Raw genomic sequence first — 12,159 nt, 5'->3', positions numbered from 1 at the left:
GATGGTGACGACCCGCTTCGCCCGGCACCGCCGCGCTCGCGATCGTCACGATTTATTGCCCGGGAACTTCAGCTTGGACAGATCGAAGTCGGCCAGACCGGGCGGCAGTTCGTTGAGGCCTTCGGGCATCTGGGACAGGTCGGGGAATCCGGCCGGCATGCCCTGCATCAGGGGGTTCCGCGCCTTCGGCGGCGTCGGGCCGCGTCCGCCCTTCTTGCCCTTCTTGCCCGCCTTGCCCTTGGCCCCCTTGGACTTTCGCGTCGCCGACTTGCGGCCCAGACCGGGGATGCCCATGCCGCCGAGCATCGACGACATCATCTTGCGGGCCTCGAAGAAGCGGTCCACCAGCTGGTTGACCTCGGACACGGTGACGCCCGAGCCGTTGGCGATGCGCAGCCGCCGCGACGCGTTGATGATCTTCGGGTCGGCGCGCTCGGCGGGGGTCATGCCGCGGATGATGGCCTGCAGGCGGTCGAGCTGGCGGTCGTCGACCTGGGCCAGCGCGTCCTTCATCTGCCCCGCGCCCGGCAGCATGCCCAGCAGGTTGCCGATCGGGCCCATCTTGCGGATGGCCAGCATCTGCTCCAGGAAATCCTCGAGCGTCAGCTCGCCGGTGCCGATCTTGACCGCCGCGGCCTCGGCCTGTTCGGCGTCGAAAACCTGCTCGGCCTGCTCGATCAGGCTCAGCACGTCGCCCATGCCCAGGATGCGGCTGGACATCCGGTCGGGGTGGAAGACGTCGAAGTCCTCCTGCTTCTCGCCGGTGGAGGCGAAAAGGATTGGGACGCCGGTCACCTCGCGCACCGAGAGCGCCGCGCCGCCGCGGGCGTCGCCGTCGAGCTTGGTCAGCACCACACCGGTGAAGCCGACGCCCTCGCGGAACGCCTCGGCGGTGGTGACGGCGTCCTGACCGATCATCGCGTCCAGCACGAACAGCACTTCGTCGGGATTGATCGCGTCGCGGATGGCCGCGGCCTGGGCCATCAGCTCGTCATCGATACCGAGGCGGCCGGCGGTGTCGACGATGACGACGTCGAAGTGCTTGGCCTGCGCCTCGGCGAGTCCGGCCGCCGCGACGGCGACCGGGTCGCCGGGCCCGGATTCGGGGGACGCGCCGGGATGCGGCGCGAAGACCTGTACCCCGGCGCGCTCACCGACCACCTGCAGCTGGTTCACCGCGGCCGGGCGCTGCAGGTCGCACGCCACCAGCAGCGGGGTGTGCCCCTGTCCGCGCAGCCAGGCGGCCAGCTTGCCGGCCAGCGACGTCTTACCGGAACCCTGCAGGCCGGCGAGCATCACCACGGTCGGCGGGGTCTTGGCGAACGCCAGCTGGCGGGTCTGTCCGCCCAGGATGCCGATGAGTTCTTCGTTGACGATCTTGACGACCTGCTGCGCCGGATTGAGGGCGCCGGAGACCTCGGCGCCCTGGGCGCGGTCCTTGATCCGGGTGATGAAGGCGCGCACCACGGGCAGCGACACGTCGGCTTCCAGCAGCGCCAGCCGGATTTCGCGAGTGGTGGCCTCGATATCAGCGTCGGTCAATCGACCCTTGCCGCGTAGCCCTGCCAGGGCACCGGTCAATCGGTCGGACAGCGATTCAAACACCCCGCCAGCCTAGTGGCACTGCAATCTGGCGCGAGCGTCACGCTGGCGTGGCCCACGGCGTCGGGCGCCACGCTGGCGTGACGCTCGGCGGGAGCTTGACGGCCGGTCCGCCGCCAGCAAAGGTCGGCTCATGCTCGAGGTGATCGGCAAGGGGTCGTGCACCGAAGCGCATCCGGTGCCGCTGCTCTTCGTGCACGGCGGCTGGCATGGCGCGTGGTGCTGGGAACACTTCTTGGACTTCTTCGCCGAGGCCGGCTACCGCGCGGTCGCGATGAGCCTGCGCGGACACGGCGCCAGCCCCACGGCCAAGCCGCTGCCGAAGGTGTCGATCCGCGACTACATCGATGACGTCCGCACGGTGGCCGACGACCTGGGCGGCGCGCCGGTCCTGGTGGGTCATTCCCTGGGCGGTTTCGTGATCCAGCGCTACCTCGAAGATCGCAGCGCGCCGGCCGCGGTGCTGGTGGGCTCGGTGCCGCCGCAGGGCGTGCTCACGCTGGCGTTGCGGGTGTGGCGGCGGCGACCCTCGATGACGATGGAATCGTGGAGCGATCCCACGCTGCTGAAGTTCCTCGCCACCCCGGCGCTGGCCCGCGAGTACCTGTTCTGCGTCGACACGCCCGAGGCCGTCGTCGAATCGTGCCGGCAACGCGCGGGGGCCGAGAGCGTTCGCGCGGCGATGACCGACCCGATCGTCCGTCGCGTCAGAACCAAGCGGGTGACCACGCCGATCTTGGTGCTGGGCGCCTTGCACGACGGCTTCGTCAGCGTCCGCGAGGTGCGCAACACGGCGCGCGCCTACCGCACCGAGCCGGAATTCTTCTCCATGGGCCACAACATGATGCTCGAACCGGGCTGGGCCGACGTTGCCGGACGCATCCACGAATGGCTGCAGACCCGCGAAACGGTGAGCCCGACACAGTAGCCGGTCGAGTCGTTACTGCGCCGAAAAGCGTTGGCGTGCTAGATTTCACAGCCGCGACTCAATCGAGTCAGCCGCGTCGGCGAGCAATGAACGGGGGGCCTGTGTCGATGCCGCTCGGCGACATCCAGGCGCGGGCCGACGACGCAGGCGTGCTGCGCGGCTGGCAGCGCAGGGCGCTGGTCAAGTACCTCGCCGGCCGGCCGCGCGATTTCCTGGCGGTGGCCACCCCGGGCGCGGGGAAAACGACGTTCGCCCTACGGGTGGCGGCCGAACTGCTCGGCCAACGCGCCGTGGAGCACGTCACCGTCGTGGTGCCCACCGAGCACCTGAAGGTGCAGTGGGCGCAGGCCGCGCAGCGCTACGGCCTGGCCCTGGACCCGAGGTTTACCAACAGCAACCCGCGGATCGCGCCGGAGTATCACGGCGTGATGGTCACCTACGCGCAGGTGGCCGCGCATCCGACGTTGCACCGGGTGCGCACCGAGCAGCGCAGCACCCTGGTCATCTTCGACGAGATACACCACGGCGGTGACGCCAAGACGTGGGGCGACGCCATCCGCGAAGCCTTCGGCGACGCCACCCGCCGGCTCGCGCTGACGGGCACGCCCTTTCGCAGCGACGACAGCCCCATCCCGTTCGTGACCTATGAGGCGGGCCCCGACGGGGTACGGCGTTCGCGGGCCGACCACACCTACGGCTACACCGATGCGCTTGCCGACGGCGTGGTCCGGCCGGTGGTCTTCCTCGCCTACTCCGGGGAGGCGCGGTGGCGCGACAGCGCCGGCGAGGAGCACGCGGCCCGCCTCGGCGAGCCCCTGTCGGCCGAGCAGACCGCGCGCGCGTGGCGCACGGCGCTGGACCCAGCCGGCGAATGGATGCCCGCGGTGATCACCGCCGCGGATCTGCGGCTGCGCCAATTGCGCACGCACATACCGGATGCCGGTGGAATGATCATCGCCTCCGATCAGACCGCCGCGCGCGCCTACGCCGCCCTGCTGACGAAGCTGACCGGCGAGGCGCCGACGCTGGTGCTCTCCGACGATCCCGGATCGTCGGCGCGCATCAGCGAATTCGCCGCGAGCACCAGCCGCTGGCTGGTCGCGGTGCGCATGGTCTCCGAGGGCGTCGACGTGCCGCGGCTGTCGGTCGGGATCTACGCCACCAGCGCCTCGACGCCGCTGTTCTTCGCCCAGGCGGTCGGCCGGTTCGTGCGGTCGCGCCGCCCGGGGGAAATCGCGAGCATCTTCGTGCCGTCGGTGCCGAACCTGCTCCAGCTGGCCAGCGAGCTGGAGGCTCAGCGCAACCACGTGCTCGGCGAGCCGCACCGCGTCTCCGAGGGCGACCCGCTCGAGGGCGATCCGGCCACCAAGACGCAGGACGAGAAGAGCGACCTCGACAAGGGGTTCACCTCACTGGGTGCCGACGCGGAACTCGATCAGCTCATCTTCGACGGATCGTCGTTCGGCACCGCCGCTCCGGCCGGCAGCGAGGAGGAGGCGGACTACCTCGGCATCCCGGGGCTGCTCGATGCCGAGCAGATGCGCGCGCTGCTGCACCAGCGTCAGGACGAACAGCTGCAGAGGCGGGCCCAAATGCAAAAGGAGGCCGGATCGCGGGCGGGCGTGCAGGCCCCGTCCGCCACCGTGCACGGCCAGCTTCGGGAGCTGCGCCGCGAGCTGAACACCCTCGTTTCGATCGCCCACCACCGGACGGGCAAGCCGCACGGGTGGATTCACAACGAGCTGCGTCGCCGCTGCGGTGGCCCGCCGATCGCCGCGGCGAGCCGCGAACAGCTGCGCGCTCGCATCGACGCGGTGCGCCAGCTCGCCGCCGAACATTCGTGAGTGGGCGCCGCGAGCCGCTTGCGGGGGACGGGTCGCCCCATCACACTCAGTCGCCGACGGGTTCCTCGAGCACCTCGACCGCCGGGCCGCCCAAGACGGCCAGCAGGCTCTGCTCGACCCCGTCGCGCGCGCCGTGCTCGGCGCCGGCGGCCGCATCGGCCACTTCGGCAGGCACCGTCACGCAGAAGACGTCCGCCGCGGTCGACCCGAAGGTGTTGACCTTCGCCCAGACGATGTCGGTGCCCGCCACCTCCAGCGCGCGGGTCAGCAGGGCGAGCAATCCGAGTCGGTCCATGGCGCGCACCTCGACGATCAACTGGTCGGGTGAGGCCGAGTCGATCCACAGGATGCGGGGCGGCGCGCTCGACCGCGTGACGGGCACCCCGACCTGGACCTCACCCGCCCGGCCGGTGGCCGCGCTGACGGCGTCGCTGTCGCGCTTTTCCAGCGCGCCCAACACGTCGACGTCGCCGGCCAGCGCGCCGGTGAACTGCTGGCGCAGCAGGCCCGCTTCCGGCGGTGAGCCGAACAACGGCGACACCACGAATTCGACGATCGCGAATCCCTCATGGGTGCTGGCCGAGGCCGAATGGATGCGCAGCGAGTTCAGCGCCAGCACCGCGGCGGCCTTCGACACCAGTCCCCGCTGATCCGGCGCGGCCATCACCACATCCAGACGCTCGCCGCCGCTGGGCTTGATGTCCACGTGGACGCCGCGATCGGCAGCCAGCGAAAGATACTGCGGTGCGGCGGGTTTCGCCTCGGGGAGCGGCTCCCCCGCCATCACCAGCCGGCAGCGCCGGACCAGATCCTCGATCAGCGACGCCTTCCACTCGCTCCACACCCCGGGGCCGGTGGCCCTCGAATCTGCCTCGGTCAGGGCGTGCAGGACTTCGAGCAGCAGCGCGTCCCCGCTCAGCGCTTTCACCACGCGCTCAATGGTGTTGGGGTCGTTGAGGTCGCTGCGGGTGGCCACCATCGGCAGCAGCAGGTGGTGGCGGACGAGCTGCGCGAGCAGCTCGGTCTCGGCCGACGAGATGCCCAGCCTGGGCCCGATCTCGAGCGCCAGACCCGCGCCCAGCACGCTGTGGTCGACGCCGCGGCCCTTGCCGATGTCGTGCAGCAGCGCGCCCAACGCGAGCAGGTCGGGCCGCGCCACCCGCGTCGACAGCGGTGCGGCGTTGACGGCCGTCTCGATGACGTGGCGGTCCACCGTCCACTTGTGCGCGACGTCGCGGGGCGGCAGGTCGCGGATGGCGTCCCATTCCGGCAGCAGCCGGCCCCACAGCCCGGTGCGGTCGAGCGCTTCGATGGTCGCCACGGTGGTCGGCCCGGCGGACAGCACAACCAGTAAGTCGTCCAACGACTCTCGCGGCCATGGCACCGGCATCTCCGGCGCGCCGGCGGCCAGCCGGCTCAGCGTGGCGGCGCCGATCGGCAACCCCGTGTCGGCCGAGGCGGCAGCCACCCGCAACACCAAACCGACGTCGGTGTCGGGGCGCGCGTCGCGGGCAAGGACGATCTCTCCGGCATATTCGACGACACCCTCGTCCAGCGGACGCCGCTTGGGCCGGCGCACCAGGGCCGTCACCCCGCGCCGCGGCAGGGCGTTCTCGGCGGTCCGGATGCCGGTCTCGGCATGGTAGGCGATGGTGCGCCCGGCGTCGGATAGCTTGCGCGCCAAGTCAAATCGGTCCCCGATGTGCAGGGCGGCGCTGATCTCGTCGGCGTATTGGGCCTGCAGCTGATCGCGTCCGCGGCCCGACACCCGGTGCAGCTCGGTGCGCACGTCGAGCAGCGTCAGGTGGGCGTCGTCGAGCGAACCCCCGGGAGATTCCGGACGCGCCATGCCGTGGCGGTCGATCAGCTGGGCGACACCCAGCGCGTCGAGCAGTTGCACATCGCGCAGGCCGCCGCGACCCGACTTCAGGTCCGGCTCGGCCCGCTGCGCTATCCGTCCGCAGCGGTCCCAACGCGTCTGCGTCATTTCGACGAGCTCGTTCATGCGGGAGCGAATCGCGCTGCGCCACTGTCGTCGAGCGCCGGCGATCAATTCGTCGGACAGCCGGGCGTCGCCGGCGATGTGGCGGGCGTCCAGCATGCCCAGCGCCGCGATCATGTCGGCGTTGGCGACACCGAGGGCCCCGGAAACGGTCCGCACGCTGTGGTCGAGCCGAACGTTGGCGTCCCACAACGGATACCACAACTTGTCGGCTACCGTGCCCAGCACGTCGTCGGACTTGTTGTCGTGCAACAACATCAGGTCCAGGTCGGAATGCGGCAACAACTCGTGGCGGCCCAGTCCACCGATGCCGACGATGGCAAAGCCGCTGTCGTCGGTGATCCCGATCTCGTCCGCCTTGGCCATCAACCAGGATTCGTGCAGGTCCAGCCAGGCGTGCCGCAGTTCGGCGGCGTGCAGCTTGCTGCCCTCGGACAGTAGTTGGCGCCGCGAAGCGGCCAAATCGACTGCCCCGCAGGCGCTTTCCGTCCCAGCCAGCTGCCCGGACGGATCGGGGTCGTTCGGGGTCATGCCCTCCCGGCCCGCCCGGGTCGAATCAGCAATTGACAGCGGATGTCATAGCGCATCGGTTCCGCGCTCGCCGGTGCGCACCCGCACAATGGTTTCCACGGGGCTCACCCACACCTTGCCGTCGCCGATCTTGCCGGTGCGCGCGGCCCGGACGATGCTGTCCACGACCTTGTCGACGATGGAGTCGTCGACGACGACCTCGATGCGCACCTTGGGCACGAAGTCGACCGAATACTCGGCGCCCCGGTAGACCTCGGTGTGACCCTTCTGCCGTCCGTAGCCCTGGATTTCGCTGACCGTCATCCCCAGGACGCCCGCGTCCTCCAGAGCGGTCTTCACGTCATCGAGCGTGAACGGCTTTACGATCGCGGTGATCAGCTTCATGACTGCTCTGCCTCCACTTTGTCGCCCACTCGCTCCTCCTCCAGGCCATTGCGGGTATCCGCCACAGCGACCCGGGGCGGCAGAACCGAACCGGTAGCCACGGCGAAATCGTAACCACTCTCGGCATGCTCGGCCTCGTCGATGCCCGAGGCTTCCGCCTCCGGGTTGAGACGAAGCCCGATGGTGTACTTCAGGATCAACGCCAGGATCAGCGTAACCACCCCAGAGTAGATGAGGACGCTGAACGCGCCGACTGCCTGCCGCTCGAGCTGGGCCCAGCCGCCCCCGTAGAACAGGCCCTTGGACACCCCGGTGACGCCGTTGATGGCCGGGCTCTCCGGCGCGGCGAGCAGCCCCACCAACAGGGTGCCGGCCAAGCCGCCGACCAGATGCACCCCGACCACGTCGAGGGAGTCGTCAAAGCCCAGCTTGAATTTCAGGCCGACCGCCAGCGCGCACACGACGCCGGCCACCAGGCCCACCACCAACGCGCCCAGCACGTTGACCGACGAGCACGACGGCGTGATGGCCACCAGCCCGGCGACGATGCCGGACGCCGCGCCCAGCGTCGTCGCCTTGCCGTCGCGGATCCGCTCGGTGAGCATCCAGCCCAGCATCGCGGTCGCCGTCGCGACCGTGGTTGTCATGAAGGTCGACCCGGCGACACCGTTGGAGCTGGTGGCCGATCCGGCGTTGAACCCGTACCAGCCGAACCACAGCAATCCGGCGCCGAGCATCACGAACGGCAGGTTGTGCGGCCGGAACAACGTCGTGGGCCAACCGCGCCGCTTGCCCAGCACGATCGCCAGCATCAGGCCCGCCACACCGGAATTGATGTGGACCGCGGTCCCGCCCGCGAAGTCGATCGCGTGCAGCTTGTTGGCGATCCAGCCGCCCTTCTCGGAGGCGAAGCCGTCGAACGCGAAAACCCAGTGGGCGACCGGGAAATAGACGAACGTCGCCCATAGGCCGGCGAACACCAGCCAGGCGCCGAACTTCAGCCGGTCGGACACCGCGCCCGAGATCAGGGCGACGGTGATGATCGCGAACATCAGCTGGAACGCCACGAACACCGTGGCGGGCAAGGTACCCGCCAGCGGAATGTCCGTTGCCGCAACGCCTTTGCTTGGATCGGCGGCCGTAGCGTTGACGCCGATGAGGCCCTTCAGGCCCCAGAACGACGTCGGCTTCCCTACGACACCGGCCCCGGCGTCGTCGCCGAAGGCGAGCGAATAGCCGTAAAGCACCCAGAGCACGGTGACCACGCCCATCGCGCTGATGCTCATCATGAGCATGTTCAGCACGCTTCGGGCGCGCACCATGCCGCCGTAGAAGAACGCCAGACCCGGCGTCATCAACAGCACCAGCGCGGAACTGGCCAGCATCCAGGCGGTATCGCCGGTATTGGGCTGGCCCAGTATCGGGTATGTCACTCGCAATCTCCTCCGCTCGGCCCACAACTGGCCGCCAGAAACACGTCTGATGGCCTGTCCCAGAACATTGCGAGATTGTTGTTTCGGCGATGGTGCCGCCATGTTTCGGCGGGATTAACGTCCCGCTCGCCGTGTAAGGGGTGTCAGCCCAGTAGCGCGTCGACGAAAGCGGCCGGTTCGAACGGCGCGAGATCGTCGGGGCCTTCCCCGAGCCCCACCAGTTTGACCGGCACGCCGAGTTCCTGTTGAACCCGAAAGACGATGCCCCCCTTGGCCGTCCCGTCCAGCTTGGTCAACACCGCGCCGGTGATCTCGACGACCTCGGCGAACACCCGGGCCTGGGCCAGCCCGTTCTGCCCGATGGTGGCGTCAAGGACCAGCAGCACCTCGTCGACCGCGGCGCGCCGTGTTACGACCCGCTTAACTTTGTCGAGCTCGTCCATCAGCCCGACCTTGGTGTGCAGCCGGCCCGCGGTGTCGATGAGCACCACGTCGGCGCCCGCGGCGATGCCCTTGTCGACCGAGTCGTACGCCACCGAGGCCGGGTCGGCGCCCTCGGCGCCGCGCACCACCTCCGCGCCCACCCGCGACGCCCAGGTCTGCAGCTGATCGGCCGCCGCGGCGCGGAACGTGTCGGCGGCGCCCAAGACGACGCGCCGCCCGTCGGCGACCAGGACCCGGGCCAGCTTGCCGACGGTGGTGGTTTTTCCGGTGCCGTTGACCCCGACGATCAGCAGCACCGAGGGGTGGTCGGCGTGCGGCAGCGCCCGGATCGACCGGTCCATGCCAGGCTGCAACTCCTTGATCAGCACGTCGCGCAGCACGGCCTTGGCGTCGGCCTCGGTGCGCACGTCGCTGCCGGCCAGCCGGGTGCGCAGCTGCGCGATCACCGATTCGGTGACCACCGGCCCCAGGTCGGCGATCAGCAGTGTGTCCTCGACGTCCTGCCAGGCGTCCTCGTCCAGGTCGCCGCCGCCGATCAAGCCCAGCATGCTGCGACCGAGCGCGTTCTGCGATCTGGCCAGCCTGCCGCGCAGCCGTTCCAGTCGGCCCTCGGTGGGCGCGATCTCCTCGATCTCGGGGGCGGCCGGGGGCACCTCGGGGGCCGCCGGAACCTCCGGTGCCGGGGCCTCGGGCGCGGGGGCCTGCGGCGCCGGCGCCGGGGCCGGCGAGGCGGGGGCCTCGGGCACCGGTTCGGGAAGCTCGACCTCGGAAATGGTGCGCCGCGGCGCGTCGCGTGGGATGGCGGCGTCGTCACCTACCCCGGGCAGCCCGGTCGTGTCGAGCCGATCGGCGGTCGTGGTCTGGCTGAAGGTGATGCCCGAGGACGCGGTGTAGCCGCCGGAACGGTCGATGGCCCCGGGTTCGGGCCGGGTCGAGAAGCTGATGCGCCGCCGCCGATACCGCAGCAGGCCCAGGACCAGCGCGGTGATGACGACCAGGGCAGCGACGACCGCGATGGCGATCCAAAGACCTTGGGACACGCTGACATTGTTTCAAGCGGTCGGGTGCGGGGTGGTCACCGGGCCTTACTCGACGGCGCCGACCAGCTGCTCCACCTGCTGGCCCCGCATCCGCTGCGAGATCACCGCGGTGATGCCGTCGCCCTGCATGGTCACGCCGTAGAGCGCGTCCGCGACCTCCATCGTCGGCTTCTGGTGGGTGATGATGATGAGCTGGGAGCGCGCCCGCAGCAGCTCGAACAGCGAGATCAGCCGTCGCAGGTTGGTGTCGTCGAGGGCGGCCTCCACCTCGTCCATGATGTAAAACGGCGACGGGCGGGCCCGGAAGATCGCCACCAGCATCGCCACCGCCGTCAGCGCCTTTTCACCGCCGGATAGCAGCGACAGGCGGGTGATCTTCTTGCCCGGCGGGCGGGCCTCGACCTCGATGCCGGTGGTGAGCATGTCGTCGGGATTGGTCAGCCGCAGCCGGCCCTCACCGCCGGGGAACAGCACGGTGAAGACCTCGGTGAACTCGCGTTCGACGTCGGCATACGCCTCGCTGAACACTTGCAGGATGCGGGCGTCGACCTCGTCGACCACCCCGAGCAGGTCCTTGCGCGCGGCCTTGACGTCCTCGAGCTGGGTGGACAGGAAGTTGTAACGCTCTTCGAGCGCGGCGAACTCCTCCAGCGCCAACGGGTTGACCCTGCCCAGTTCGGCCAGCTCGCGCTCGGCCCGTTTGGCGCGGCGCTCCTGGGTGGGCCGGTCGTAGGGAATCGGCGCGGGCGCGAAAACCTGTTCGCCGCGCTCCTTGGCCTGCTCGTATTCGGCCATCTCCAATTCGGAGGGCGGCAGTTGATTCTCCGGGCCGTACTCGGCGATCAGGTCGGCCGGCGCCATGCCGAACTGCTCGAGCACCATCTGCTCGAGCTGCTCGATGCGCATCGCCGCCTGGGCGTTGGCCACCTCGTCGCGGTGCAGCGAGTCGGTCAGGGCGGCCACCCGCGCGCTCAACGCGTTCACCTCGGCGCGCACCGCCGCCATCGCGGTCGCACGCTCCTGGCGTTCGGCGGCCAGCGCGTCGCGGATTTTGGACGCGGCGTCGACGACGCCGGTCAATCGCTGCGCCAGCAGGCGCCCGGCGTCGGCCACCGCCGCCGCCACCGTGGCGGCGCGTAGCCGCGCCTCCCGCGCCTGCTGGGCCCGCAGCCGGGCCTCGCGTTCGGCCGCGGCCGCGCGGCGCAACGAATCCGCCCGTCCGCGAACCGCATTCGCGCGCTCCTCGGCGGTCCGCACCGCCAGCCGGGCCTCGACTTCGACGCTGCGAGCGGTCTCGGTGGCCGCGGCGATCTGCTGACGGTTTACCGGATCTTCCGTCGGCGCGTGCTGGGTCTCCTGGGCGTTGCGCAGCCGGGTTTCCAGTTCGGTGACTTCGGCGACGGTCTGGGTCCGGCCCGCCTCGAGCTCCTCGCGCTGCCGCAGCAGCCTGCTCCACTCGTCTTCGGACGTCCGGGCCTCCTGACCGAGCCGTCCCAGCTGCTCGTACATCCCCGAGATCTCGCTGTCGGACTCGTTGAGCGCGGCCAGCGCCTGCTCGGCCGAGTCCTGACGGGCGGCCTGCTCGGTCAGCGCGCCCGACAGCGCCGCGCTCAGCTGGGCCACCCGCGCTTCCGCGGCGGTGAGCTCGTCGCCGGCCTTGTCGATCTCCGAGGTCACCTCGAGCGTCGAGGGCTTGCGGTCCGACCCGCCGCTCACCCGGCCGGCGCCAACCAGGTCACCGTCGAGCGTGACCGCGCGCAGGTGAGGGTGCGCCGCCACCAGCGCCAGGGCCTGGTCCAAATCGTCGACCACCGCGACACCGGAGAGCATGGCCGTGATCGCGCCGCGCAGCCGGGCCGGCGCGTCGATCAGGTCGAGCGCCCACAGCCCGCCCGCCGGGGCGGCCTGCGGCGCAGGCTGATCGGCGGGCCAGTCTCCCAACACCAGCGCG

8 protein-coding genes are annotated in these 12,159 nt (G+C 70.3%); 2 read left to right on the top strand and 6 right to left on the bottom strand.

The window, feature by feature from the left end; all coding sequences use genetic code 11:
• Positions 1–45: 45 nt before the first annotated feature.
• Entirely contained in the window at positions 46–1,605 is a 1,560-nt protein-coding gene (ffh, locus tag AC5Y30_RS14370; RefSeq protein ID WP_499919075.1) for a signal recognition particle protein, read from the bottom strand.
• A 130-nt stretch (positions 1,606–1,735) separates the two neighbouring features.
• Here ffh and AC5Y30_RS14365 point away from each other — a divergent pair, with 130 nt between their 5' ends.
• Together AC5Y30_RS14365 and AC5Y30_RS14360 are read left to right on the top strand one after the other, a co-directional pair.
• Positions 1,736–2,530, top strand: a complete 795-nt coding sequence (locus tag AC5Y30_RS14365; RefSeq protein WP_499919074.1) for an alpha/beta hydrolase — start codon at positions 1,736–1,738, stop codon at positions 2,528–2,530.
• Between the two features lie 107 nt (positions 2,531–2,637).
• Complete coding sequence (locus AC5Y30_RS14360) at positions 2,638–4,374, top strand: DEAD/DEAH box helicase (RefSeq protein WP_499919809.1); 1,737 nt, start codon at positions 2,638–2,640, stop codon at positions 4,372–4,374.
• Positions 4,375–4,420: 46 nt separating this feature from the next.
• Here AC5Y30_RS14360 and AC5Y30_RS14355 read toward each other — a convergent pair whose 3' ends face one another.
• The 5 genes from AC5Y30_RS14355 to AC5Y30_RS14335 form a co-directional block, all read right to left on the bottom strand.
• Positions 4,421–6,907, bottom strand: a complete 2,487-nt coding sequence (locus AC5Y30_RS14355) for a [protein-PII] uridylyltransferase (protein WP_499919073.1) — start codon at positions 6,905–6,907, stop codon at positions 4,421–4,423.
• A gap of 45 nt (positions 6,908–6,952) precedes the next feature.
• Complete coding sequence (gene glnB / locus AC5Y30_RS14350; RefSeq protein WP_144956377.1) at positions 6,953–7,291, bottom strand: nitrogen regulatory protein P-II; 339 nt, start codon at positions 7,289–7,291, stop codon at positions 6,953–6,955.
• Entirely contained in the window at positions 7,288–8,676 is a 1,389-nt protein-coding gene (locus AC5Y30_RS14345) for an ammonium transporter (RefSeq protein WP_499919808.1), read from the bottom strand. Before AC5Y30_RS14345 ends, glnB begins: the two co-directional genes overlap by 4 nt.
• Before the next feature lie 191 nt (positions 8,677–8,867).
• Positions 8,868–10,208: a signal recognition particle-docking protein FtsY gene (ftsY, locus tag AC5Y30_RS14340; protein ID WP_499919072.1), complete on the bottom strand. Its 1,341-nt coding sequence runs from the start codon at positions 10,206–10,208 to the stop codon at positions 8,868–8,870.
• 45 nt (positions 10,209–10,253) lie between these two features.
• On the bottom strand, positions 10,254–12,159 hold a 1,906-nt coding region (locus tag AC5Y30_RS14335), incomplete at its 5' end, for an AAA family ATPase (RefSeq protein ID WP_499919071.1).

Source organism: Mycobacterium sp. NGS27 (genome assembly GCF_059813005.1).
The sequence above is the reverse complement of the archived record's forward strand: the minus strand, read 5'-3'. Positions and strand labels throughout refer to the sequence as shown.